Here is a 26,308-nt window from a genome sequence, read left to right on the forward strand (position 1 = left end):
ACGCCCAGCGGTTGAGTCTTGCCCAGGTCGCATCCGTGTCGCCACTCGCCCCTTGCCGGGTCGAGCCGGTGTGCGCGCCGAGAAGGTGCTCATTCCGCTCATCCAACTAGAGGTACGTATGTCTCCGCGTTTGCTGGCCATGGCGCTGGCGCCCCTGCTCGGGCTGTTCATCATCGCCCTGGGCAACGGCTTCATGTCTTCCCTGACCACCCTGCGCCTGGGCGCCGCCGGTGAGTCTGCCACCACCATCGGTATCGTCTCGTCGACCTACTTCATCGGCCTGACCCTCGGTGCCATCTTCAACGACCGGCTGATCCTGCGCATTGGCCACATCCGCGCCTATACCAGCTTCGCCTCGCTGATTGCCGTCACCATCCTGCTGCAAGGGTTGTTCTACGAGGTCACCTGGTGGTCGGTGCTGCGCCTGATCAATGGCTGGGCGGCAGTCGGCGTGTTTCTGGTGATCGAGAGCTGGCTGCTGCTGGCCGGTGACGCAAAGATTCGTGGCCGCCTGCTGGCGCTGTACATGATCGCCTTCTACGGCGCCGGGGTAATCGCCCAGGCCGGCCTTGGCGAAATCACCCAGCTAGGCGATACCGCCCCGTTCATGCTGGCCGGCGTGCTGGCCGCCCTGTCGGTGCTACCGATCGTGATCCTGCCGCGGGTGTCGCCGCTGCTGGACCAGGTCGAACCCCTCAAGCCCCGCCAGTTACTGGGCGTGGCACCGTCGGGCCTGGTCGGCTGCTTCGGCTCGGGCGTGGCGATTGCCGGCATCTATGCGCTGCTGCCACTGTACTTGCAGCGCATCGGCCTGGAGGTGGGTGAAGTTGGCAACATGATGGCCTGGGTCATCCTCGGCGCGATGCTGCTGCAATACCCGGTCGGGCGCTGGTCCGACCGCAAGGACCGCCTCGATGTGCTGCTCGCGCTTGCCGCGTTGTGCGTTGTCCTGTCGCTTGTAACGGTGTTCCTGCCATCGGACTCGTTCCTGCTGCCGGCCATGCTGTTCCTGTTGGGTGGCGGCGTGTTCACGCTGTACCCGGTGGCGGTCAGCCATGCGGCCGACCGCGCGCCTTCCGATGCGCTGGTACCGATGATTCAGGGCCTGCTACTGATCAACTCGCTGGGTTCGGCCATGGCCCCGGTGGCCATTTCACCGATGATGACCGAGTTTGGTGAGGCCGGGTTGTTCTGGGCGTTTGCCGTGGTCAACCTGACCATGGTGTGCTTCTTCATGTGGCGCCGTGGCAAACGCCCGGCAGCAGAGCACCCTGCCCCGTTCACCGCGTCGACCACCTTCTCGCCAACTGGCGCCGAGCTGCGGGTGACCGAAGACCTGATGCATGCAGCGCAGGAGCATCCGCCGCTGGAGCCAGTCGAAACCCCGGCGCCCGCACAGCACTCAGCATCCTGATGATTGCAGGGGCCGCACTGCGGCCCAATCGCGGTACCAGGCCGTTCCCACAGAAGATTACATTTCCTTCTGCGGGCGGCCTTGGGTGTGACAGGGATATACAGCCCCCAGAAATTGCCACTCGTCGCCCAGAAGGCACCCCGCCAGCTGCCGCCAGCCAAACGAATGACTGATCATCCGCAAAGGAGAAGTCCCATGATCCGCATTCGCCCGCTATCCCTGTGCCTGGCGCTCGCCCTGAGCAGCCTCACCGGCACTGCCTTCGCCGCCACCGACACCCATACCGACAGCCATCCGCAAACCGACCACTCTGGCGGCAAGACCGTCGGTGAAGGCAGCAGCGTCAACAGCCCCGGCAGCGGCAAAGGTAACGACAGCAGTGACACAGGCAGCAACACCGATGCCGCCGACGGTGCCGCTGGCGGCTCCAACAATACCGGCGAAGGCACTGGCTCTGGTGCCGGTGCCAGCGGCGGCACTGCCGAGGACCAGGACAGCCGCTGAAGCCGACCTGGACTAAACTGAGCCCTGACGCCCTGACCAGGATTGACCATGCACCTCAAACACTGGCTGTTCGCTGCTTTGCTGCCGTGCACTGCTTTAGCTGGCGCAGGCAACCAAGGCGCGATGTCGATCAGTTCCTCGTCATTCACCGATGGCGGCGTCATCGCCCTGCAACAGGTCGGCCAGGACCCGGCATGCGGCGCCGGCGAAGAGCGGACCCCGCAACTGAGCTGGGACAACTTGCCCGCAGGTACGCGGTCGCTGGCCCTGATCATGTTCGACCCGGACGGTGGCAAGGGCGTTGGTGTGGTGCACTGGATCGCCTACAACATCGACCCCGAACAGGATGGGCTCAAGGCAGGCACGGCAGGGCTGAGCGGGCCATCCGTGACAGTGGGCCGCAACTCCCGCGGTACCCTCAGCTACCGAGGCCCCTGCCCACCCGCCGGCGACAACCCTCATCATTACGCACTGACCCTGATTGCCACCGACCTGCCTTTGGGTACCTTGCCTGAGGGGCTGGATCGCAGCGGCCTGCTACAACTGCTTCAAGGCCACGCGCTGGGGGCTCAAAGCCTGGTCGGGCGATACGGCCATTGAACCAGTCAGTACAAAAACAAATGATCAGCCCCATAGCATTTATCCATTGAAGCAGCGTGACACACTGCTGTAGCGATTCGGTCTCCGGGGCCCTATATTCAGGGCCTTACAGCGTGTTCCCTTGTGACACACGCGCCCCTGCTCATGCACGTTTCTTTGCCCTGTGCAGCGTACTCGTGCCTGTGCCACGTGCCCCGGAGCCACCAGCATGTCCTACCTATCCCGCCGCGACGGCAGGTACAGCTACCGCAGAAGATTTCCCAGCGACGTAGCTAGCCTGATTGGTCGATCTGAGTACCGAAAGGCCCTAGGCACTGCCGACCGCACCGAGGCCTTGAAGCTGTCACGGGTTCTGTCTGTCGAATTCGATCGAATTTGCGAGGAGGCCCTGGCGTGGAGCGAACCCCGTAAAGCTGAGGGCACCACCAGCCCAGCGCCGGGGCAGCAAACTGCCGCTGATGTACTAGCCAGCCTGGATTCTGTGGTGCGCACCGTTACGCTAGACCTCGTAGAAAGGATGCAGAGGCCGGGGTGGCAAGCTGAGGCTGAGACCCAGCAGATAGCTCTACGGGCGCACGTACAAGGCAAAATGCCTCCTGGCGTGCAGATGCACCCATTGGTGGCGAAAACTGCTTTGAATGCAGTGGAGCGTGTGCTAGCGGGTGATCCGATGCCGGTTCAAACCGACCGCCTTCCTGCCCCGCCTCCAAAGACGAGTCGGCCACTAGAAGACGGCAGTCATACCGCTGGAGAGTTTGAGGAAGTACTGGCTGAGTACTGCACCGGAGTGAGCCCTGGTCGCGCCAGCAAGGTGCGAGGACTCGCCTCACGTGTCCTCACGTGGCCCAGCACCGCCGATGCCCAGCTAGAGCGGATTATGCAGCACTGCGCGGAGAAGCTGGCCGCAGGTGGCCGCGCATCGTCGGTGCATGTCGATGCCGCAGCGTTGGTGACAGTCCTGAAACGCCTGCCCGGTTGGGGCGGACTGGCCCTGCCCAAGACCGGCTCAGTGGCCAAAGCAGTACGGGCAGGCGCTGGAATGAGCAAAGACCAGCGCGACCCGATTCCACTTGAGCAGATGCTTGAAATCCACAAGGCCATCAAAGAGCAAGTGCCAGCGCACTACCCTGCTGCAATTCTCCTTGCCCGGTATGGGCTGCGCCCTGGAGAACTGCTACAGGAAGGCCCCACCGCGCTGTGCGAGCGCGTCGATATCCTGGGCAAGCGGGAACTTGTGTTCAGAGCTGCGCTGAGCGGCGGAAAGAACGCTGCATCACGGCGTGATCTGCCTGTGCACCCTGACGATAAGCCGTTGTTCAAGGCAGTGCTGGCCGGACTCGACCTTGCACCGGACTGCTCTCGCGCTGCCCGGAATAAGCGTGTGCGACTTCGGGTTCACCAGCTCTCTCGCGTGTTCCGGCGCTTCCTGGGCGACACCCCTACTCTCACCTTGTACAGCCAGCGGCATTCGTGCGCGGATTTGCTTCGAGCGGTTGGCGCCACCACAGAGGAAGTGGGCGGCATCCTTGGGCATGCCCCTGCCGGGTCGAAGGCCACGAGCATCTATGGCGGCAGCCAACCCCTGGACCGTCCCCGCGAATTGCTGGCGAAGGTTCGGAAGTTCCTGCCGGGGTAATCCTGCGCGGAACTGCACCTCTGAAATCCTTGAGATAGAGCCTCTGAATAGAATGACACTCTCTAGAGGAAGTAAGGCGCGGCGGGTTGGTGAAGAAATTGGATTCGCCCCAGCAGGCGGGGAAAGCCCGGCACCAGTGGGTTGCGGCTCGAAGCCGTCTACCAAGGGGATTCCAGCCTGTGAAGCAATAGAACTGCACTTAGTGTACAGGGAGGGATGACAGCACAGGATGCGGTCCCGCTCGCAAATAGCCTGATGGAGGGCTGACGAACAGTAGGAGACGACCAATGACCGATTTATCACTGACCCTGGATGACCTGGGGCCGATGTTTGAAGACCCTGCTGCCGGGCTAAGTGATGTACAGCGCCTCTGGTGGGCTAGATGGGATTCCGGGGCCGAGATTGATTCGGGCGCGTACCAGCAGGTCCCGGCGTACCGGGTAGCCGCTGACACCTGGAGTGCTGTGAACGGCAAGGCGGCGAGCAAGTCCCGCGAGAAGTTCCTGGCACTGAAGCGCGCTGAGCAAGATTTCTACCGAGCGTGTGCTGCTGAGCACACTGGCCGATACCGCGCCAGCCAATCCACCGTTGATGCCGCCGTGCTGCTGGTGATTGACGCTGAAGGCGGAGTGCTGCCCCGTGCTGCGCTGCTCGATGCCGGCGTGCCTGCCGACGAAGTGGCCCGGATCAGCGGCAAGACTGGTGCCCGTCGCAAGGTAAAGAAGGCACTCCAGAAGCATGCCGAGCACCAGAATGCGAAGCGGATGATCCAGACGGAAGGCAAGCGCGAGTACATGAGAATGGCAAATGACACCCTGTCCGGTAGCCTTGAGGGAATTGCGGTGAACATGAAGACACAAGCCAGACTGGCCCGACTTGAACAAAGCGAAGCAGACCATGCCCGTCGAATTGCCGAACTGGAGGCACGGTTGGCCGCTGTAGAAGTACGCCATGCCGTAGAAGATGCTGGCATTGATCCGCGAGCTGAGGCCCAGCGACTGCACGCGGGCGGACTGGGTTACAAGGCGATTGCGGCCCGTATTGGTCGCAGTCAGTCCACAGTCCGCAACTGGATCAAGGCCGCTTGATTGATGGGGTGTCATACGTGGCACCCTTTGGCACCCCAAGAATTGAGCAAAACTCTAAAGGTACTACGTACCTACTTACACCCTGCCCGGAACCACCATGACCACGATCACCCTACCCGACGGCACCATCATCATCGACGATTCTGAACTGTACCTGGACTTCCTTGCCCGGCGTATGGCGCACGAGGGCAGTTCCCCAGTCGAGATAGCCGAGGCCTTGGAGGTGCCCCTGGCTGATGTCCAACGTTGGCTCGAAGTCCCGTATGAAACGCCCGAAGCGTACTGGCTGCGCCGGTACAACGACGGCACACACCTCGACGACGACGAGTAACGCCGACGCCGTTCGGCTGATTTCCCCGCTATAGCCGGTTTGGTCGCCGTGCTGTAGCCGCTGGCGACGGCGCCCCTCCTTCGCTGGGCGCCAGCACCTATTCCCGACAGCCTTCCGGCTGACCGTACAAATCTGAACCCAGCCCAGCGACAGCCCACCACCCGGTGCCCGGCTGCGCTCGCCCGTGCCTGCGGTTCAACCTCAAGGAGGACTGCATGAATTATCTGACCATCCACCGAGCATCCAATCTCGTGCACCGCGTAATCGCAACCAGCACCACTCCCACCGACACTGACGCCGTTCGGTTCATCCCAGCGAACGGCAGGGCGGTTGATTCTTACTACGGCTGGATCAAGAAGAACCCCGGCCTTTGCCCTGACCTTGGCGAGATCGCTGCCCGAAGCGCGGCTGTCCTCGACTTCATCACCGGCTCCCGCAAGGGCCTAGCAAAGCCCCGCACCGACAACCTGAACCATCGGTATCGAGAGCCAACCCCGGCTGAGCCCGTTGACCGCGCTGCGGTAATCGCCGCCTTCATCAACGAGAACCCTGGCGCGGATGCTCACGACCTGCACGAGCAATTCCAATGCGGCACTGCCGTCGCTAGGGCGTACCTCGACCGGCACGCACAGCGCCTGTAAGGCCCTTCCCAGCGCATGAAAGTGGTGATTGAGGCATATGTACCAGTCACCAATTTTGCACCTCTACAGACCGCGTATTACGTGGGCCGATACCGCGATTTCGGCCTAGTCCGAGACCTTTCTAGATCAACCATAGGAGCCTAAATCATGGCTAAGAAAACCAGCCTGAACTACCAGGACCGTGAGCGCCTTGCGTTCCTCACCTCGCACCTGCGCAGCGGCGCACGCCCATCTGTGAAGGCGCGTTACGAACAAGAGATTGTCCAGCTGCTTGAGGGTAAAGAACTGACCCGCGGTGATATTGCCCTGGCCGCTTACTACTTCAAAAACTCCGGCGTGGATGCCGAGTCGCAGGCGGCTGGGCAAGAGTACGCCGACCTGTACCGCGCAATGCCGAACGAGTAACCCGAGCCAATTAAGGAGATGACCAATGACTGATTTCGCTGCCCCATCCGCCGCACACCTCGCTGTGCTTGCTGGCCTGTCCGACTCTGACCTGCTGGCCCCCCTGGCCCCCGATGAGCCGAGCCTGGGTGAAATCCTGGCGCTGCCCACCGTCGCCCCCGTGGCGCTAGCCGTCACCCTGCCCGACCTGGATTCGCTGCTGGCGCAGGCCGATAGCATCGCCGGTATTCACAGCACTACAGCCCTGCCCGCTCGCCAGTACCACGTAAGCGGCGTGCCTGCCACTGAGCAGGTATCCGGTCTGCTGCGCGGCAACGGCAGTCGATTGAGCCGAGCCTTGCACGAGGCCGTGGGCGAACATATCAAGACCGCCGATGATCTGCGGTACGCCTTGCGGGTGTTCGCTGCCCATGCCGTTGACAGCCTGATTGGCAACCGATTCCGCGACCTGCTTGCACGCGAGAGCCTTGCAGCTCAGGACGCTCACGCCGAATGGCAAGGCCAAGTTCTGACCGCCGTACAGGGTGAGGTGGCAGCTATCCAGGCTGCCGGACACCTGACCGAGGATGAATTCAAGTTCCTGCTGGAGCTGGTGGACTCCAACCGCTGCGGGATGGCGCAGAACCTTGCCGGAGATAAGGTTGATGTGTCGGCCCTTGCCAAGGGGCGTGGCACCGATTGGCGCGCCCTAGCCGAAGCCTGGGCCAGTGCCTGCCACACCCGTGGCGCTGTGACATTCGAGGCCGGGAAGAACGCAGCGGGCTGGTGCAGCTACAGCTTGGACGTGCAGCCTGATGAAGGCTGGGTGCTGAGCGTGTACGTCGATCAGCAGTGGCTGCCTATCCAAGCATCTGCGAAGGGCAAAGCCCGCGCAGCCGCTGCCCGCGCCCACGTAATGCTCACTCGGTCGGAAGCCGCTAAGCCAGCTCCCTATACCGGCGTGGTGTTCGCTGATGAGTTGCGGGGTGCAGTGTGACCGCTGAGAGGCCCGCGCTCCGGCGTGGGCAGCACCCAACCCAAGCCGACCTTGATCGCATGCGTCTGGGCTATCCCGGTTATCAGGGGCGACTCGACAGTATGCGCCGCCTAAAGCCTGCCCGGTACGAAGCTGTTATGTCGGGCGCCAGGACCTTCACAGATGCCGATTGGCGGTGCTCGGAATGCGGCGGGAACGATAGGTACACCCGGAATCTTGCGTGTCGTGGCTGCGCTGTCCAGCGCCCTGAGCGGGTGTTCAAGCCTGTACCCGGCGTAGGCACCGTTTACATCCCAACCGATGAAGCGGCCTCGGAGAACTGGCAGCAGCGGCACCTCCGTGCCCAGCGCCTGCAAGACCAAGCGCACACCCTGTCCCGCCTGGGAAGCATCGCCGTGGGGCTGTACGCCCTGGCAGGGGGCCGCGTCCTCCGGACAGGCAGCGTGGTACTCGACACCGAGCCGTTGATGCTGGCGGTTGATGCGCTGCTGTCCGGTGATCCTGCCCAAGCCCGAGCGGCTATGACCCCGCTGCTCCAGCAAGACCGAGACCTAGCCGTGTGCGTCCGCACAGTAGCCCAAGCCGTATCGAATCTGAAACTGAACAAACATTGATGTCTGCCCTCTGGGCGGGCCTGGAGGAATTATGAAAGCGAAGATCACTAAGCCCGTCCTGGCAGCAATGCAGGAGGCGTTCTACCTCGACCTGGACTCACCCTCTGGGCTGCGCTGGAAGCGGTGGAACGGAAACTACGGCACCCGCAAGCGTGAGGCGGGTGATGTTGCAGGCGGCGCCACCAATACCGGCACTTACCTTGTGACCCTGGACAGTGCGAAATACCTTGCGGCGGATGTTCTTGTGGCTCTCCACCGCGCAGCACACCGGGAGGCTCGGGTATGAGCCGTGGGCGCGGCGCAGCCGCTGCTGTGGACCGGTACGCGAAGCCAGCAATTAAGCCTTGGCATGAGGAATACACCCTCAGCGACACATCACCGAGCGGGTTACGGCACTTGGTGAACGGCGCACCGAGCGTGGTGGCTGGCACACCGAATGAGCCTATGTGGCCGTATGACAGAAGCATGGCCCACCATTGTGTTTGGCCCAGTAACTACAGCGTGTACGTCCAAGTCGATTGGGAAGGTACAGACATTGGTGGCGGCATGAAGTGGGACATGGTGATGCAGTACGCCAGCGCCTGGACCGTGCGCGAGATCCTGCTGGAGCACGCCGAGGAAGTGCGGCTGATCGCAGCGCTGGAGCGGCACCTGGGGATTCACCCTGAATCGGAAGTGGCCTAGCGGCTGCTTCCCTTTCGGCGGAACTGGTCGCGGCCTGTGCCGTGTACCGTCTGCACTGGCAACCTAAAAATATTGTGCTCAGGCGAGGCGGTACCTCTGACTGTCAAACCGCGCATGCCCCCGTGCCCCTGCCCGCGTGCGTGTGCGTGTGCCCGCGCCTGGGTGGAGAACCGCCCTGTCTGGGCTAGCTTTAGTGGTGGCGCCGTGGTGGCGCCTTATGAACTAGGAGCAGGTATGGCAACGAGATATAGGGATGCGGTATCCGGCGAGTACATCACCGAGGAGAAGGCGAAACGCAATCCTCGGGAGTCGGTGAAGGAGACGGACAAGAAGAAACCTACGGGTGGAGGTAAAGGCGGCAAAGGGAAGAAGTAAGCTGCGTCTCGGGCGTGCTTGTCACGCCCAACCTCAAGGGGTCATTAATCGTCCGTTAAATGACACCGCTGGTCGGGTAGCGTTACTGGTGTCATAAAACATGCTTGACGACTTTATGAGCCAATCCTACAGTGACACCACGTTACATGACACCACTGAGGATTCGCCATGAGCCGCACCTTCCTGTACGCCCGAGTGAGTACCGCAGAGCAGACGACCGATAACCAAATCCTTGAGGTACGGTCCGCTGGCTTTGCAGTAGAGCCTCAGCGCGTAATCACTGAAACCGTATCGGGTAGTACACAAGCTGCTGACCGCCCTGGCTTCAAGAAGCTGCTGGAGCGCATGGAGAGTGGCGACGTACTCATAGTCACTAAGCTGGACCGCCTGGGGCGGAACGCCATGGACGTACGCCAGACCGTCGAGAGCCTCGCACAGGCTGGTATCCGGGTGCACTGCCTCGCCCTTGGGGGCGTAGACCTCACCAGCGCAGCAGGCAAGATGACCATGCAGGTGCTGGGTGCCGTAGCTGAGTTTGAGCGCGATCTGCTCATAGAGCGCACCGCCGCAGGCCTGGAACGCGCAAAGGCTCAAGGCAAGAAGCTAGGGCGCCCCGCCGCTACCGGTACGACCGCACAAGTTCAGGCAGCAAAGGCGGAAGGCTTGAGTCAATCGGCAGCAGCAGCCTCGCTAGGTATCAGCCTCGCTACCGTGAAGCGGCATTGGAATGCGGTAGCGGGCTCGCCTGCTTGAGGCCATGACGTAAACGCCCGTGTACGCCCCGCCCGACACTCGCACCACTGTGCACCGGGCGAGGCAATGCGGACGCGCCAGTGCAGAGCGTACAGCCTTGGGTTTGTGTGGGATGAGCAAACCCCTGTGCACCGGGGCTGAGCAATACGACTGGAGTAGTTCTGGAGGCGTTCTGGATGTACCACACGTCGGATGCGCACGGTGTGGGCAGAAGCCTCATATACGGCTGAAACCCTTGATTTACGGGGCTTCCAGCACGTATGAGACAAAAGATTCAATTCATCCATTGAATGGCCTGCACGAACTGAAGTAAGCTCGGGCTCATTCACTGGAGAGCAACATGCCGAAACACACCCGCAACCACGCCAACCACACCGGTCGCAGCCTGCGCCCTGTGCTGGCCGTTGCCGGCTGCGTGGCACCTGCCAACTATTACTTTGGGTATTGGTTTAGCCATTAGGCGCCGATACCCACCCGGCGTCCACCTTCGAGGGGCCGCCGAACATGAGAATACTCAAACCCCCGGTCGGCTTCCCGACCGGGGGTTTTGCTTTTCAGGCCTTTGACCAACACCGATTCACTTTGAGGACAGATTCATGAACTACGCCACTTATTACTACGCAAACACCTCTGCCTGGCGATTTAGCCAATCCCGCTCGGGCCAGCCTGCCGCCTCCGATCGGTCCTCTACAGGTGGCAATGCAGCAGCCAATACCAATTCAACGATCTGTCGAACACCTCGATAGGGCCGACAATGCGGGCCTGAACCCGCTGTCCGCCCAGGGAAAAACGCCATGCACGCTTCCAGCCTCGCCCTGCCCCTGACCCAGCCGCAAGCGGCCAACACCACTGTCAGCAAACGCTTGCCCAGCCCGCACCTGCTCAAGCAACAGATGCCACTGTCCAGCGAACTGGCCCAGCAAGTCCAGGCCCATCGCCTGGCCATCCGCGACATCCTCGAAGGCCGCGACCCACGCCTGCTGGTCATCGTCGGCCCCTGCTCCATCCATGACCCACGCGCGGCCCTGGAATACGCCGACCGCCTGGCCGCCCTTGGCCGCGAAGTCAACGACAAGCTGCTGCTGGTGATGCGCGCCTACGTCGAAAAACCGCGTACTACAGTGGGCTGGAAAGGCCTGGCCTACGACCCGCACCTCGATGGCAGTGACGACATGCACTCAGGCATCGCCTTGTCCCGCGGGCTGATGCTGAGCATGATCGAACGCGGCCTGCCGATCGCTACCGAGTTGCTGCAACCGATGGCCGCCGGCTACTTCGATGACCTGCTGGCCTGGGCCGCGATTGGCGCACGCACCACCGAATCGCAAATCCACCGCGAAATGGTCAGTGGGCTGGAACTGCCGGTCGGCTTCAAGAACGGTACGGACGGCGGCATCGCCATCGCCAGCGACGCCATGCGCAGCGCTGCCCACCCCCACCGGCACTTCGGCATGGATGCACAGGGCCACCCGGCGATCATCGAGACCTTGGGCAACCCGGACACACACCTGGTACTGCGCGGCGGCCACAAAGGCCCGAACTACGATGCCAACAGCATCGCCATGGCCCGCCAGGCGTTGGCCAAGGCCGGCCTGCAGGCACGGATCATGGTCGATTGCAGCCACGCCAACAGCGGCAAGGACCCGGCGCGCCAGCCAGCGGTCTTCAATGAGGTGCTGGAGCAGCGCCTGGGCGGCGACCGTTCGCTGGTCGGGGTGATGATCGAAGGGCATTTGTTCGATGGCTGCCAGGCACTGGGCAAGGGCGCACTCAAATACGGCGTGTCGATTACCGACGGCTGCCTGGGCTGGGCCTCGACCGAAACCCTGTTGCGTGAGGCGGCACAAAAACTGTAGGCCAATGGTTGCAAGCCTGGCGAGACATACCCCGGACAAGTGCGCTAGGCTTGCCTTTTTTACCCCCAAGGAGCAGTACCCATGGCCCGTGCAACCGCCCGCCACATTCTGGTCAGCAGCGAAGACAAGTGCAACGAACTGAAAGCCCAGATCGAAGCAGGCGCCGACTTCGCTGAAATCGCCAAAGCCAACTCCACCTGCCCGTCCAGCCGTCAGGGCGGTGACCTGGGTTCGTTCGGCCCAGGCCAGATGGTCAAGGAATTCGACACCGTGGTCTTCAGCGCCCCGGTCAACACCGTGCAAGGCCCGGTGAAGACCCAGTTCGGCTACCACCTGCTGGAAGTGACCAGCCGCCAGGACTGATTCCCCCCTCCCGGTGATCAGCCCCCCTGTGGGAGCGGGTTTACCCGCGAAGAGGCCAGACCAGACAACCTCGTTGCCTGCTCCGACGCATTCGCGGGTAAACCCGCTCCCACAAGTATTGTGGGGGCTTGTATTTTCGTGCATGGGCTTTACGGTCCAAGCGGCTACCACCCACGCCCTCACCGTCTACGGTGAAGCCCCCCGCTACGCCGCCAGCTTCCGGCATTTCGACTATGTAAACCCCGACGCCCCCAAGGGCGGCATCTTGCGCCGCTCGGCCATCGAGATCGGCCAGTTCGACCACATCCTGCCCTACATCGACAAAGGCATCGGTGTCAGCGAAGTCGATGGTCTGCTGTACGCGCCACTGGCGGTACGCTCGTACGATGAACCCTATACCGTTTACGGCCTGATCGCCCGGCGCATGGAGCGCGGCCCCAATGATGAGTGGCTGCGTTTCGACATCGACCCACGCGCCACCTTCGCCGATGGCAAGCCGGTGCGCGCCGAAGACGTGCGTTTCACCTTCGAACTGCTGATGAGCAAGGGCAGCCTCAAATACCGTACCCAGTTTGCCGACGTGACCGGCGTGACCGTGGAAAGCCTGCACAGCGTACGATTCGACTTGAAGCCCGAGCACGGCCGCACCCTGGCGCTGGACCTCGCCAGCCTGCCGGTAATGCCCGAGCACGACTGGCAGCAGCGCGATTTTGCCAACGGTGCCGGCTTCGACAAGCCGGTTGGCAGCGGGCCATACCGCATCGGGCGCATCGACAACGGCCGCAGCATCACCTTCGAACGCGACCCGACATGGTGGGCACGTGACTTGCCGGCCAGCCGTGGCCGCTACAATTTCGACAAGCTGCGCATCGAGTACTTCGGCGACACCGAAGTGGCGCGCCAGGTACTCAAAGGCGGTGGCTACGACTATAACCGCGAGTTCTCCGCCACGGCCTACACCTTGGGCTACAACGGTGCGCAACTGGACGACGGCCGCCTGCAACGCGCCCACCTGGCCCCGGCCAAACCGCAGGTGGCCCAAGGTTTCGTGTTCAACCTCGACCAGCCGCAGTTCAAGGACCGCCGTGTGCGCCAGGCGCTGGGTATGTTGTGGGACTACGAGTGGAGCAACCGGCAGATGATGCGCAACCTGTACATCCGCCAGCAAAGCGTGTTCTCCAATACCCCTTTGGCCGCTCGCCAGTTGCCGGATGCGGAGGAGTTGAAGCTGCTCGCCCCCTTGCGCGGCCAAGTGCCAGATGAAGTGTTCACCACGGTGTTCACTGCCCCGGTCACCGACGGCTCGGGGATCATCCGTAAACAGCAGTTGCAGGCCTTGGCCCTGCTCGAACAAGCCGGCTGGTACCCCGAAGGCGACCGCTTGGTCAATAGCCAGGGCACGCCACTGGCGTTCACGTTCCTCAATGGCCAGGCGGGCCTTGAACGCCTGCTGCTGCCGTGGAAGCGCAACCTGGCCCAGATCGGCGTGACCCTGAACATCCGCAACGTCGACTCGGCCCAGTACGTCAACCGGCTGATGGCGCGCGATTACGACATGATCGTCACCGGCTACCCGGTCACCCTGTCGCCGGGCGCCGAGTTGTACAACTACTTCGGCTCGGCGGCCGCTCACGACCCCGGCTCGAACAACCTGATGGTCCTGCAGGACCCGGCCGTAGACCACCTGATCGACGGCCTGGTTCGCGCCGACACCCAGGCCGACATGCTGCGTCACGCCCATGCCCTGGACCGCGTGCTGCAATGGAATTACTACTGGATCCCCAACTACTACCCGCCAGGCAGCTCCACCGCCTGGTGGAACCGCTTCGGCCTGCCCAAGGTCCAGGCCACCTATGACGAGGGCCTGGACACCTGGTGGGAGGTCAGCCCTACCCCGCTGACCAACGCGCAAATGGCCGAACGCCGGAAGGCCTCGCCATGACCGCTTATATCCTGCGCCGCCTGTTGCTGATCATTCCGACGCTGCTGGCAATCCTGCTGGTCAATTTCGCCATCGTCCAGGCCGCGCCGGGTGGCCCGGTGGAGCAAGCCGTGGCCCGCCTCCAGGGCATCGGTGGCGGCGCACCTGGCGCGCGCGCTGAAGTGGTTCATGGCGAATCCCGCGCCACACGCGGCCTGGACCCGAAACTGATCGAAGAGATCAAGCGCCAGTACGGCTTTGACAAGTCCGCCCCCGAACGCCTGTGGTTGATGCTGGGCCAATATGCCCGGCTGGACTTTGGCAACAGCTTCTTCCGCGGCGCCAAAGTCACCGACCTGATTCTCGACAAGTTGCCGGTCACCTTGTCGCTGGGCTTCTGGGCCACGCTGATCACCTACCTGGTGTCGATCCCGCTGGGCATCCGCAAGGCAATGCGCCATGGCAGCCGCTTCGATGCCTGGAGCAGCGCATTGATCGTGATCGGTTACGCCCTGCCTTCGTTCCTGTTCGCGCTCTTGCTGATCGTACTGTTTGCCGGCGGCACTTCGCTCAGCTGGTTCCCGGTACGCGGCCTGGTCTCGGACAATTTCGACGAGCTCAGCCTGCTGGGCAAGGTCGCCGACTACTTCTGGCACCTGGTGCTGCCGGTCGCCGCCCTGGTGATCGGAGGGTTCGCCACCCTCACGTTGCTGACCAAGAATGCTTTCCTCGACGAGGTTTCCCGCCAATACGTGGTCACTGCCCGGGCCAAAGGCCTTAGCGAACGCCGCGTGCTGTATGGCCACGTACTGCGCAACGCCATGCTGCTGGTGGTGGCCGGGCTGCCACAGGCGCTGATTACGGTATTTTTCGCCGGTTCGTTGCTGATCGAGGTGATCTTCTCGCTCGATGGTCTTGGCCGCATGAGTTATGAGGCCGCCGTGTCGCGGGATTACCCGGTGGTGTTCGGCACGCTGTTCATCTTCACCTTGGCGGGCCTGCTGATTCGTCTGATCGGTGACCTGTCTTACACGTTGCTCGACCCGCGCATCGACTTCGATACGAGGGCGCATTGATGCTATCGCCCCTATCACGGCGTCGCCTGCAACGCTTTCGGCGCCACCGCCTGGGCTGGGTGTCGCTGTGGTTGTTTGCCGGCCTTCTGCTGCTGAGCCTTGGTGCCGAACTGGTGGCCAACGACAAGCCACTGCTGCTGGGCTACAAGGGCGAGCTGTACGTTCCGGCGCTCAAACGCTACACCGAGCAGCAGTTTGGCGGGCAACTGCCGTTTCAACCCGACTACCGCAGCGCCTATGTGCGCCAACTGATCGCGGAACAAGGTGGCTGGATGCTGTTCGCACCTATCCCGTTCAGTGCCGACACACCAAATTACGACCTGCAGGTGCCCACCCCCAGCCCGCCCAGTGCCAGCAACTGGCTAGGCACCGACGACCAAGGCCGTGACGTGCTGGCGCGGGTGCTTTATGGCACGCGGGTATCGCTGCTGTTCGCCTTTGCCCTGACCGCGGTCAGTGTGCTTATTGGCGTGGCGGCAGGCGCCCTGCAAGGCTACCACGGGGGCTGGGTCGACCTGCTCGGGCAGCGCCTGCTGGAGGTATGGTCGGGGTTGCCCGTGCTGTATCTGCTGATCATCCTCAGCGGTTTTGTCGAACCGGATTTCTGGTGGCTGCTGGGGATCATGGCGCTGTTTTCCTGGCTGGCCCTGGTCGACGTGGTGCGCGCCGAGTTCCTGCGCGGGCGCAATCTGGAGTATGTAAAGGCTGCGCGGGCGCTGGGGTTACCGGACAGCCAGGTCATGCTGCGGCATATCTTGCCCAATGCCATGAATGCCACGCTGACCTATGTGCCGTTCATGCTGACCGGGGCCATTACCACACTGACCGCGCTGGACTTTCTGGGCTTTGGCATGCCAGCGGGCAGCGCCTCGCTGGGCGAGCTGGTGACCCAGGGCAAGCAGCACCTGGAGGCACCGTGGTTGGGCTTTACCGCGTTCTTTGCGCTGGCGGTGATCCTGTCACTGCTGGTGTTTATCGGGGATGCCTTGCGTGAAGCGTTTGACCCCCGACGATGAGTTTTCAGGCCAGGCCTTTTCGCGGGCTTGTGCTAATACATGATTCAGGATGTTCACCCATGCACGACAGCGACAGCCTCAAGGACTACCCCCAGGTACGGCAACTGGCGATCCGCTCGCTGTTCGAGATCATCGAGCAGTCCAGCGAAGGCACGGTGATCGTCGATCGCCAGGCACGCATCGTCTGGATGAACGAACGCTACGCCCGACGCTTTGGCCTGGCCGACGCTGCCAGTGCCATCGGCCAACCCTGCGAAACGGTGATACCTGGGAGCCTGATGCGCGACGTGGTAAGCAATGGCCGGCCCATCCTGCTGGACATGCTCGACACGCAGAACGAGCCGTTGGTGGTCATGCGCCTGCCCATCCACGACGACCAGGGCGCGCTGATCGGCGCCATCGGCTTTGCCCTGTTCGACGAACTGCGCAGCCTTTCGCCGCTGCTCAAACGCTATTCCAGCATGCAGCAGGAACTGGCCTCGACCCGCTCGCAACTACGCGCCCGCCAGGCCAAGTACAGCTTCGCCCAGTTCGTAGGCAGCAGCGCGGCCAGCCTGGAAGCCAAGCGACGCGCCCGGCGTGGCGCCGGCAGCGATTCACCCGTGTTGTTGCTGGGCGAAACCGGCACCGGCAAGGAACTGCTGGCCCACGCCATTCACGCAGCGTCAGCACGGGCGCACAAAGCCTTTGTCAGCATCAACAGCGCAGCCATCCCGGAGACGCTGCTGGAAGCCGAATTCTTCGGCACCGCGCCGGGTGCTTTTACCGGCGCCGACCGCAAAGGTCGCAGCGGCAAGCTGCAACTGGCCGAAGGCGGCACGCTGTTCCTCGACGAGATCGGCGACATGCCGCTGGCCCTGCAGAGCAAGCTGCTGCGGGTGCTGCAGGAAAAGGAATACGAACCGGTCGGTTCGAACCAGATGCTGCGCAGCGATGTGCGCATCATCGCCGCCACCTCCATCGACCTGCAGGCTGCCATGGCCCGCGGGGCCTTCCGCGCCGACCTGTATTACCGGCTGAATGTGCTGCCGATCGATGTCCCGCCGTTGCGGCAACGGCTGGAGGACCTGCCGGCGCTGTGCGAAGCCATATTGGCTGAGCTGGGCAGCCAGTACGAGCTGGAAGCTGAAGCGCAGCAACTGCTGGCCAGGCATGCCTGGCCGGGGAACATTCGCGAGCTGCGCAATGTGCTGGAGCGCGCGACCTTGCTGGCGGATCAGCCTCGGCTGGGGGTTGCGGACTTGCGTGCGGCACTGGGGCCATTGAGCCCGCTGGCTGAGGCGCCCAAACGCCAGACCTACCGCGAGGCGTGCGAGGCATTTGAACGCGGCCTGATTACCGGGGCGCTGGCCGAACAGGGAGGAAAAGTGCCGGAGGCAGCGGCAGCCTTAGGGCTGGGGCGGTCGACGCTGTACAAGAAGATGGCGGCACTTGGTCTCTGATTGGAGACTCTTGTTTCTTATTTGAGATTACCGCCAGAGCTCCGCCTTCTATCAGAGGCAAGCCAGCGATAGGCTGTAAAGCAGCCCCTGGCGTCTCTGAATGTAGACATAAACTTCTAACAAAACTCTTTATCCCTTACAAATCAGCAAGTTACATAGTTGGCACGATTCCCGCTATCTCCTGTTCAACGATAAAAACAAGACTCACCCAGGAGACCCACCCCGATGACCGTGCTCATCGCACTCGCCGCTCTGGCCTTGCTGATGCTGGCCGCCTACCGCGGTTACAGCGTAATCCTCTTCGCCCCCATCGCCGCCCTCGGCGCTGTCCTGCTCACCGATCCTTCTGCCGTCGCCCCTGCGTTCACGGGGGTGTTCATGGAGAAAATGGTCGGTTTCATCAAACTGTACTTCCCCGTATTCCTGCTGGGCGCGGTGTTCGGCAAGCTGATCGAACTGTCCGGCTTCTCCCGCTCGATCGTCGCTGCGGCCATCCGCCTGCTCGGCACCCGCCAGGCGATGCTGGTCATCGTACTGGTCTGTGCGCTGCTCACTTATGGCGGTGTTTCGCTGTTCGTGGTGGTGTTCGCGGTGTACCCGTTCGCCGCCGAAATGTTCCGTCAGAGCAACATCCCCAAACGCCTGATCCCGGCCACCATCGCCCTGGGCGCATTCTCGTTCACCATGGACGCCTTGCCCGGCACCCCGCAGATCCAGAACATCATCCCCAGCACCTTCTTCAACACCACCGCCTGGGCCGCACCGTGGCTGGGCCTGATCGGCACGCTGTTCGTGTTCTTTACCGGCATGGCCTACCTGCAGCGCCAGCGCAACAAGGCCCTGCGCGCCGGTGAAGGTTATGGCGCCAACTTGCGCAACGAGCCGGAAACCGCTGCCGACCTGAGCCTGCCCAACCCTTGGCTGGCGCTGTCGCCGCTGATACTGGTGGGGGTCATGAACCTGGTGTTCACCCACTGGATACCGCATTGGTACGGCCCCAGCCACAGCCTGCAATTGCCAGGCATGAGTGCACCGGTACAAAGCGACGTGACCAAGCTGACGGCCATCTGGGCTGTGCAGGCTGCGTTGCTGGTGGGCATCCTGATGGTCCTGGTGTGCGCCTTTGGGGCCATTCGTACGCGTTTGGCCGAAGGCACCAAAAGCGCGGTGGGCGGTGCCTTGCTGGCAGCCATGAACACCGCCTCGGAATATGGCTTTGGCGCGGTAATCGCCTCGTTGCCGGGTTTTCTGGTGCTGGCCGATGCCCTGCGCGGCATCCCAAACCCATTGGTGAACGAAGCCATCACCGTGACCTTGCTGGCCGGCATCACTGGCTCTGCTTCGGGCGGCATGAGCATCGCCCTGGCAGCCATGGGCGACACGTTCATCGCCGCCGCCCACGCGGCCGACATCCCGCTGGAAGTGCTACACCGGGTAGCCGCCATGGCCAGCGGCGGCATGGACACCCTGCCGCACAACGGCGCGGTGATCACCTTGCTGGCGGTGACTGGCCTCACCCACCGCGAGGCTTACAAGGACATTTTTGGTATTACCCTGATCAAGACCCTGGCGGTGTTCGTGGTCATCACCACGTTCTACGCCACTGGCATCGTCTAAGGAGCATGGCATGACCCTTGAAGGCAAAACTGCACTCGTCACCGGTTCAACCAGCGGCATTGGCCTGGGCATCGCCCAGGTATTGGCCCGGGCTGGCGCCAACATCGTGCTCAACGGCTTTGGCGACCCGGGCCCCGCCATGGCGGAAATTGCCCGGCACGGGGTGAAGGTCGTCCATCACCCGGCCGACCTGTCGGATGTGATCCAGATCGAAGCCTTGTTCAACCTGGCCGAACGTGAGTTCGGCGGCGTCGACATCCTGGTCAACAACGCCGGTATCCAGCATGTGGCACCGGTTGAGCAGTTCCCGCCGGAAAGCTGGGACAAGATCATCGCCCTGAACCTGTCGGCCGTATTCCATGGCACCCGCCTGGCACTGCCGGGCATGCGCACGCGCGACTGGGGGCGCATCATCAATATCGCTTCGGTCCATGGCCTGGTCGGTTCGATTGGCAAGGCAGCCTACGTGGCAGCCAAGCATGGTGTGGTCGGCCTGACCAAGGTGGTCGGCCTGGAAACCGCCACCAGTCATGTCACCTGCAATGCCATCTGCCCGGGCTGGGTGCTGACACCGCTGGTACAAAAGCAGATCGACGATCGTGCGGCCAAGGGTGGCGATCGGTTGCAAGCGCAGCACGATCTGCTGGCAGAAAAGCAACCGTCGCTGGCCTTCGTTACCCCCGAACACCTCGGTGAGCTGGTACTCTTCCTGTGCAGCGACGCCGGTAGCCAGGTTCGCGGCGCCGCCTGGAACGTCGATGGTGGCTGGTTGGCCCAGTGACGGGCGGCCTGGGCCTGGCAACGGCCGCGCATTCGTTTATCAGCAAGGAGGCCTTATGCGCCCTACCCCAATGACCGCGCTTCTAGCCCTGAGCCTGGCCGCCGCCGCACCTGCGATGGCCGCCAGCCTGAAGGACATCGCGCCCTACCCCGAGGCGGAAAAAGGCTTCACCCGGCAGGTTATCCACCTGCCGGCCCAGGCCGATGAGTCGGCCTATAAACTGGAAATCCTCGCTGGCAAGACCCTGCAGGTCGACTGCAATCGCCAGCGCCTGGGCGGCAGCCTCGAAGAGCGCACCCTGGAAGGCTGGGGCTACAGTTACTACCGCCTGGACAACGTCAGCGGCCCGGCCAGCACACTGATGGCCTGCCCGGACGGCAAGAAGACCGAGGCCTTCGTGCCGGTGGTCGGCGACGGCTTCCTGCTGCGCTACAACAGCAAGCTGCCGGTAGTGGTGTATGTGCCCAAGGATGTCGAAGTGCGCTACCGCGTGTGGTCGGCATCGCAGGATGTGCAAAAGGCTAAAGTAGAGTAAGCAGAACCGCTTTCTCTGCAGGATCAGCTTCTTCGCAACACAAGGCTGATCCTGCACTGAGCCTGCTTTGTTCCGGTAAAGGAGATTCGGCATGAACGATGTGCTCTGGCGCCCGTCCACAACGCAGATCGAGGCCAGCCGGATGGATGCCTTCCGCCGCCGGGTCAACCTGCGCTACAACCTGCAACTCGACGACTACCAGGCCCTGCACGGCTGGAGCATCGAACAGCGCGCCGACTTCTGGCAAACCCTTGCCGAGTTTTTCCACGTACATTGGCATACCCCGCCCAGCCAGGTGCTTAGCGAAGGGCCGCAGATGCCCGATGCACAGTGGTTCGCCAATGCCACCCTGAACTTTGCCGAACACCTGCTGCGCCGCCGCGACGACCGCCCGGCCGTGGTCGCCGTGCGCGAAGACGGCCAACGCGAAGTGTTCAGCCATGCTGAACTGGCCGCGCAGGTGGCCGGGCTGCAAACGGCATTCAAGGCTGCAGGTATCGTCCCGGGCGACCGGGTAGCGGCCATCATGCCCAATACCTGGCAAACACTGGTGGCCATGCTCGCCTGCACCAGCCTTGGCGCAGTCTGGTCTTCCTCCTCGCCCGAATTCGGCGTGCATGGCATCATCGACCGCTTCGGCCAGATCGAACCCAAGCTGCTGATCGTCTGCGCCGGTTACCAGTATGCGGGCAAGGCCATCGACCAGGTGACCAAGGTCAACCAGGTGTGCGCGCAGTTGCCTGGCCTGGAGCAACTGATCGTGGTGCCCCATACCCGCAAAGGCACGCGTGCCGACGAATTCCAGGCAGCCAACGTCAGCCTGTGGGATGACTTCTTCCAGCCCGGCGGCGAGCCCCGTTTCACCCCGCTGCCGTTCGACCACCCGCTGTACATCCTCTATTCCAGTGGCACCACCGGCGTGCCCAAGTGCATTGTCCATCGCGCCGGAGGCGTGCTGTTGCAACACCTCAAGGAACACGGCCTGCACAACGACCTGAAGGCCGATGACGTGCTGTTCTACTACACCACCTGCGGCTGGATGATGTGGAACTGGCTGGCCAGCGGCCTGGCGGTGGGTGCCACGCTGGTGCTGTACGACGGCTCGCCGTTCCACCCGGGCCCCGGGCGCCTTCTGGACCTGATAGAGGCCGAGGGCATCCACGCCTTCGGCACCAGCGCCAAGTACCTGGCGGCACTCGAGCAGGCAGGCCTGGAACCCGCCACCAGCCACTGCCTGACCAGCCTGCGGCTGCTGCTGTCCACCGGTTCGCCGCTGTCACCGCACAGCTATGACTATGTATACGACAAGATCAAGGCCGACCTGTGGCTTGTGTCCATGTCGGGCGGTACGGATATCGTCTCCTGCTTCGTGCTGGGCAACCCGACCCTGCCTGTGCGTCGTGGCGAAATCCAGTGCAAGGGCCTGGGTATGGCGGTGGAGGTGTGGAACGAGCAGGGTCAGCCCGTGGTGGACGAAAAAGGCGAGCTGGTGTGCACGCGCAACTTCCCCTCGATGCCACTCGGCTTCTGGAACGACCCGGACGGCCGCCGTTACCAGGATGCCTATTTCAGCCAGTTTCCGGGGGTGTGGGCCCAGGGCGACTACGCCGAGCAGCGAGCCAGCGGGGGCATGGTGATTCACGGGCGCTCCGACGCCGTGCTCAACCCGGGCGGCGTGCGCATTGGCACCGCGGAGATCTACCGCCAGGTGGAAAAGGTCGAACAGGTCGTTGAAAGCGTGGCCATCGGCCAGGACTGGAACGGGGATGTGCGGGTGGTGCTGTTCGTGCGCCTGCACGACGGCCTGCAGCTGGATGAAGCCCTGCGCCAGCAAATCCGCCAGGTAATACGCCAGTACACAACACCCCGCCATGTGCCGGCGGTGATCGCCCAGGTCAGCGACATACCGCGCACCATCAGTGGCAAGCTGGTGGAACTGGCGATTCGCGATGTGGTGCATGGGCGGCCGGTGAAGAACACCGATGCCCTGGCCAACCCGGAGGCACTGGAGCAGTTTCGCGATCGCGCAGAGCTGAAGAGCTGACATTCATCGCGGCCATTCAGGCACGATCGCTTCTGCTGGATTCAATCAGGCATAATGCCGCCTTTTTTCCCGATACACAGGTAGCCCATGAAAGCCCAAGCCCGCCACATACTGGTCAAGACCGCTGACGAAGCCGAAAAGCTCAAGCAGCGCATCGCCAACGGCGAGGCTTTCGACGTGCTCGCCAAAAAGTTCTCTCTTTGCCCATCCGGCAAGCGGGGTGGTGACCTGGGCGAAATCCGCCCAGGGCAGATGGTCGGTGCCATCGACCAGGTGATTTTCAAGAAGCCTTTGCGGGTGGTACACGGGCCGATCAAGAGCAAATTCGGCTACCACCTGGTGCAAACGTTCTACCGCGACTAAGGCGCTAGCCTTTTGCCACCTGACATTTTTGCCAGTTGTGGTCGTGACGCACTCCTCTATACAACCCCGGTAACCCTGCACACGACGTGTGGTGCGCAGGACTCCCCGGAGAATGGAGGTTTTCCTGATGCGTCTAACCCTGATGCTGACCCTGGGTTCGCTCCCGCTGCTGGCCATGGCCCCGCCCGCCGCAAACGCGGCTTGCACCTTCTCACCCGGCCCGGGTAACGACACCTACACCTGTGACAGCGGCACTGCGCCCTCGCTGGTGGACACCAGCGGTGATAACCGCCTGGTATTCCCGGCATCCGGTAGCGGCGCCATCACCGGCGACGTAACCTTTGGCGCCGGCAGAGACAGCATCGACATGGCCTCTGGCAGTGTTGGCGGCAACATCCACCAGGGTGCCGGCATCGATGACTTCGCCATGAGCGGCGGCGTCATCGAAGGCAACGTCAACCAGGGCGATGGCCTGGACACCTTTCACATGACCGGCGGCTGGATCAAGGGCACGTTCGACAGCGGCGACTATGCCGAAATGGACAACGGCCGTATCGGCAACGTCAACATGCGGCTGGACGAGAACACCTTCATCATGCGTGGCGGCAGCGTCGACCGGAACGTCATCGCGGCCTTCGACAAGGACTATATCGAAGTCTTCGATGGCAACATCGGCGGCAATATCAGCGTCAGCGGTGGCGATGACCAGGTGCTGGTGCATGGCGGCCAGGTTGGCGGCGATGTGTTGCTGAGCACTGGCAACGACCGCTTCACCTGGGACGGTGGCAGTATTGGCGGGCGCGTGGATGCGGGGCCAGGTGATGACACGGCACTGCTCAAAGGCCTCACGCCCGAGGTGCTGAGTATCACTGTGGACGGTGGCGACGGTACCGATAGCCTGACGTTCGATGCCAGCCAGCCGGCAGGCGGTGCCCGCTATGTGAATTGGGAGCGTGTGGCGCTGAACAATGGCAGCCGGCTGGCACTGGATGACACGCTGGTACTGGGCGACAGCAACAGCAGCACGGGCAGCCTCGCCCTCGACGCCAGCAGCAGCATCACTTCACGCCAAGGGGTAATCACTGCATTTGCCCCGGACCAGCGCGCCGCAATCAGCAACGCAGGTACACTTGACCTCACAGCCGGCAATGATGCCATGGGCCGCTTGAGCATCGAGGGTGATTACACCGGCAACAACGGCGCCCTTCGCCTGAACAGCGTGCTGGCCGGCGATGGCGCTGCTTCCGATCGCCTGGTGATCAGCCGCGGTGCCATCGCCGGCTCTACCCAGGTGCTCATCAACAACCTCAACGGCGCAGGTGCGGCGACTGCCCAAAACGGCATCCAGGTGGTCGAAGCCCGCGACGGCGCCACCAGCACGGCCAACGCCTTTGTACAGGCCCAGAGGCTATCGGCCGGTGCCTACGACTACCGGCTGTTCAAAGGCGGCGTCACTGCTGGCAGTGAAAACAGCTGGTACTTGCGCTCGACGCTGGTTGCGCCACCCGCTCCAACCCCTGTGCCGGCACCGGGCGAGCCGCCGGTGATCACCCCGGCCGTCATCCCGCCCGTTGCTGCACCCGCGCCCGGCCAAGCCGAGCTGCCTGCTCCGGCGCAGGGCCAAAGCCTGCCGCTGTACCGCCCCGAGGTCCCGGTTTATGCCGCAGCGCCACGGGGTGCCGCGATCATCGCCCGCCAGGCATTGGGCACCTTCCACCAACGCCAGGGCGACCAGCTGTTACTGCAAGGTGAAAGCGCCCTGCCCGCCAGCTGGGGGCAAGCCTACGGCGGCGCGCTGCGCCAGCAATGGAGCGGCACGGTCAACCCGAGCCTGGACGGCGACCTGTACGGTTTCAAGGTAGGCCAGGACCTGTATGCCAAGGTTGGCGAGAACGGTTACCGCCAGCATGTCGGTATCTACGTAAGCCACAGCCACCTGGACGCCGACGTCAAAGGTTTTGCCCTGGCCGTTCAAGACCGCAGCGTGGGCGACCTGAAGCTCGATGGCGATAGCGTGGGCACCTACTGGACGCTGGTCGGGCCACAGGGCGCGTACCTGGACGCGGTGTTGCAGTACACCCGCCTGGATGGCCGCGCCCGCTCCGATCGTGGCGACACGCTGAACGTCGACGGCCACGCCTGGACAGCTTCACTGGAATCGGGCTACCCCATCACCCTGTCCGAGCGCTGGCGCGTGGAACCGCAAGCTCAGCTGATTGCGCAAAAGGTCGCGCTGGACAGCGCCAGCGACAGCGTCTCGCGCATCAGCCATGACGCCCAGGTCGAGCTGACAGGTCGCTTGGGCCTGCGCCTGGAGGGTGCGTTCACAGGAAGCAGCGGCCGCCTGTTGCAACCCTATGCGCAGGTCAACCTGTGGCACGGCGACGGTGGGCGCGACACCTTGACCTTCGATGACGCAGACAAGATCAGGACCGATTACCGCTATACCTCGGTGCAACTGGAAAGCGGTGTGGTAGCGCAGGTCAACAAAGCGCTGAGCCTGCATGGCGGCGTGCAGTACACCGCCAACCTGGACAGCCGCCAGCAGGAAGCCAGCGGCGTGAACCTGGGCGTGCGCTGGCAGTTCTAGCGGCGCGCAGCCAGCAGACCGAGGCCCGCGCAACCCAGCAAGGAAGCGCTGACCCGGTTGAACATCCGGCGTGGGCCAGGCTGGCTGAACCAACGCTGCATGTAGGCGCCCAGGCCTGAGTAGATGGCAATGGCCGCCCATTCCAGCAGCAGGAACAACACACCCAGCCAAAGGAACTGCTCACTCACCGGGGTGCTGCTACCGACCGAGACGAACTGCGGCAGGAAGGCGGTGAAGATCAGGATGGCCTTAGGGTTACCGGCCGCCACCCAGAACTCCTGGCGCGCCAGGCGCCAAGTGCCGCCTGGGTGATCGCTTGCCACCACGGTCTCGCTCACCGGTGCGCGCCACAGTTGCCAGGCGATGTAGAACAGGTAGGCCGCGCCCACCACCTTGATGGCCAGGAACAGGTATTCGCTGGTATGCAACACCACTGCCAGGCCCATCGCTGCCAGGGCGATCATGCCGCAGAAGGCAAGGATACGGCCGCCGCCTGCCACGCAGGCGGTGCGCAGGCCGTAACGGCTGGCGTTGTGCAACGACAACAGGTTGTTTGGCCCTGGCGCCATGTTCAAGGCGAAGCAGGCGGGGATGAAAAGCAGCAGGCTTGAAAGGTCCATTCTCGTTTTCCTCTGACAACAGCCGTCTATTTCGGCGCGTTCCGGGCCCTGGGGTCAAGTAAC

General features: G+C 63.0%; 25 protein-coding genes. 24 read left to right on the plus strand and 1 reads right to left on the minus strand.

Translation table 11 applies throughout. The features are described 5' to 3' along the window. The first annotated feature begins 118 nt into the window (after positions 1-118). The 24 genes from GST84_14825 (at position 119) to GST84_14940 (ending at position 25,625) form a co-directional block, all read left to right on the plus strand. Positions 119-1,414: an MFS transporter gene (locus tag GST84_14825; protein ID XGB13525.1), complete on the plus strand. Its 1,296-nt coding sequence runs from the start codon at positions 119-121 to the stop codon at positions 1,412-1,414. Between the two features lie 195 nt (positions 1,415-1,609). Further along, positions 1,610-1,918: a hypothetical protein gene (locus tag GST84_14830; protein XGB13526.1), complete on the plus strand. Its 309-nt coding sequence runs from the start codon at positions 1,610-1,612 to the stop codon at positions 1,916-1,918. A 48-nt stretch (positions 1,919-1,966) separates the two neighbouring features. Next, positions 1,967-2,518, plus strand: a complete 552-nt coding sequence (locus GST84_14835; GenBank protein XGB13527.1) for a YbhB/YbcL family Raf kinase inhibitor-like protein — start codon at positions 1,967-1,969, stop codon at positions 2,516-2,518. Between the two features lie 208 nt (positions 2,519-2,726). Beyond that, positions 2,727-4,154, plus strand: coding sequence for a hypothetical protein (locus GST84_14840; protein ID XGB13528.1), 1,428 nt, complete (start codon positions 2,727-2,729; stop codon positions 4,152-4,154). A 287-nt stretch (positions 4,155-4,441) separates the two neighbouring features. Then, a complete protein-coding gene (locus GST84_14845) occupies positions 4,442-5,242 on the plus strand; it encodes a helix-turn-helix domain-containing protein (GenBank protein XGB13529.1) in 801 nt (266 codons plus the stop codon). Between the two features lie 97 nt (positions 5,243-5,339). Continuing rightward, positions 5,340-5,573: a hypothetical protein gene (locus GST84_14850; protein XGB13530.1), complete on the plus strand. Its 234-nt coding sequence runs from the start codon at positions 5,340-5,342 to the stop codon at positions 5,571-5,573. A 215-nt stretch (positions 5,574-5,788) separates the two neighbouring features. Further along, complete coding sequence (locus tag GST84_14855; GenBank protein ID XGB13531.1) at positions 5,789-6,214, plus strand: hypothetical protein; 426 nt, start codon at positions 5,789-5,791, stop codon at positions 6,212-6,214. Positions 6,215-6,361: 147 nt separating this feature from the next. Then, entirely contained in the window at positions 6,362-6,619 is a 258-nt protein-coding gene (locus GST84_14860) for a hypothetical protein (GenBank protein ID XGB13532.1), read from the plus strand. A gap of 25 nt (positions 6,620-6,644) precedes the next feature. Continuing rightward, positions 6,645-7,595, plus strand: a complete 951-nt coding sequence (locus GST84_14865; protein ID XGB13533.1) for a hypothetical protein — start codon at positions 6,645-6,647, stop codon at positions 7,593-7,595. 645 nt (positions 7,596-8,240) lie between these two features. Further along, positions 8,241-8,495: a hypothetical protein gene (locus tag GST84_14870; GenBank protein XGB13534.1), complete on the plus strand. Its 255-nt coding sequence runs from the start codon at positions 8,241-8,243 to the stop codon at positions 8,493-8,495. A gap of 179 nt (positions 8,496-8,674) precedes the next feature. Further along, positions 8,675-8,893, plus strand: a complete 219-nt coding sequence (locus GST84_14875) for a hypothetical protein (GenBank protein ID XGB13535.1) — start codon at positions 8,675-8,677, stop codon at positions 8,891-8,893. 543 nt (positions 8,894-9,436) lie between these two features. Further along, a complete protein-coding gene (locus GST84_14880) occupies positions 9,437-10,021 on the plus strand; it encodes a recombinase family protein (protein XGB13536.1) in 585 nt (194 codons plus the stop codon). Positions 10,022-10,815: 794 nt separating this feature from the next. After that, entirely contained in the window at positions 10,816-11,877 is a 1,062-nt protein-coding gene (locus GST84_14885) for a 3-deoxy-7-phosphoheptulonate synthase (GenBank protein XGB13537.1), read from the plus strand. Between the two features lie 81 nt (positions 11,878-11,958). Further along, positions 11,959-12,240: a peptidylprolyl isomerase gene (locus tag GST84_14890; GenBank protein XGB13538.1), complete on the plus strand. Its 282-nt coding sequence runs from the start codon at positions 11,959-11,961 to the stop codon at positions 12,238-12,240. 142 nt (positions 12,241-12,382) lie between these two features. After that, complete coding sequence (locus GST84_14895) at positions 12,383-14,182, plus strand: ABC transporter substrate-binding protein (protein ID XGB13539.1); 1,800 nt, start codon at positions 12,383-12,385, stop codon at positions 14,180-14,182. Next, positions 14,179-15,237 (plus strand): microcin C ABC transporter permease YejB, encoded by a 1,059-nt coding sequence (gene yejB, locus GST84_14900; protein ID XGB13540.1) that lies wholly within the window; start codon positions 14,179-14,181, stop codon positions 15,235-15,237. The genes GST84_14895 and yejB overlap by 4 nt, the downstream gene beginning before the upstream one ends. Next, positions 15,237-16,253 (plus strand): ABC transporter permease subunit, encoded by a 1,017-nt coding sequence (locus GST84_14905; GenBank protein XGB13541.1) that lies wholly within the window; start codon positions 15,237-15,239, stop codon positions 16,251-16,253. The genes yejB and GST84_14905 overlap by 1 nt, the downstream gene beginning before the upstream one ends. A gap of 59 nt (positions 16,254-16,312) precedes the next feature. Beyond that, complete coding sequence (locus GST84_14910) at positions 16,313-17,695, plus strand: AAA domain-containing protein (GenBank protein ID XGB13542.1); 1,383 nt, start codon at positions 16,313-16,315, stop codon at positions 17,693-17,695. Between the two features lie 225 nt (positions 17,696-17,920). Next, positions 17,921-19,312, plus strand: a complete 1,392-nt coding sequence (locus tag GST84_14915) for a GntP family permease (protein XGB13543.1) — start codon at positions 17,921-17,923, stop codon at positions 19,310-19,312. 10 nt (positions 19,313-19,322) lie between these two features. Then, positions 19,323-20,093, plus strand: a complete 771-nt coding sequence (locus GST84_14920; protein ID XGB13544.1) for a 3-hydroxybutyrate dehydrogenase — start codon at positions 19,323-19,325, stop codon at positions 20,091-20,093. Positions 20,094-20,148: 55 nt separating this feature from the next. Continuing rightward, positions 20,149-20,628 (plus strand): serine protease inhibitor ecotin, encoded by a 480-nt coding sequence (gene eco / locus GST84_14925; protein ID XGB13545.1) that lies wholly within the window; start codon positions 20,149-20,151, stop codon positions 20,626-20,628. A gap of 91 nt (positions 20,629-20,719) precedes the next feature. Continuing rightward, positions 20,720-22,672, plus strand: a complete 1,953-nt coding sequence (locus GST84_14930) for an acetoacetate--CoA ligase (GenBank protein XGB13546.1) — start codon at positions 20,720-20,722, stop codon at positions 22,670-22,672. An 87-nt stretch (positions 22,673-22,759) separates the two neighbouring features. Continuing rightward, positions 22,760-23,035 carry a peptidylprolyl isomerase gene (locus GST84_14935; protein XGB13547.1) on the plus strand — a complete coding sequence of 92 codons (276 nt, stop codon included), beginning with the start codon at positions 22,760-22,762 and terminating at the stop codon, positions 23,033-23,035. A gap of 112 nt (positions 23,036-23,147) precedes the next feature. Then, entirely contained in the window at positions 23,148-25,625 is a 2,478-nt protein-coding gene (locus GST84_14940; protein ID XGB13548.1) for an autotransporter outer membrane beta-barrel domain-containing protein, read from the plus strand. Here GST84_14940 and GST84_14945 read toward each other — a convergent pair. Beyond that, complete coding sequence (locus tag GST84_14945; GenBank protein XGB13549.1) at positions 25,622-26,245, minus strand: LysE family transporter; 624 nt, start codon at positions 26,243-26,245, stop codon at positions 25,622-25,624. The genes GST84_14940 and GST84_14945 overlap by 4 nt on opposite strands. Between the last annotated feature and the right edge of the window lie 63 nt (positions 26,246-26,308).

Origin of the sequence: Pseudomonas putida (genome assembly GCA_041879295.1) — a bacterium.
Lineage (GTDB): Bacteria > Pseudomonadota > Gammaproteobacteria > Pseudomonadales > Pseudomonadaceae > Aquipseudomonas > Aquipseudomonas putida_Y.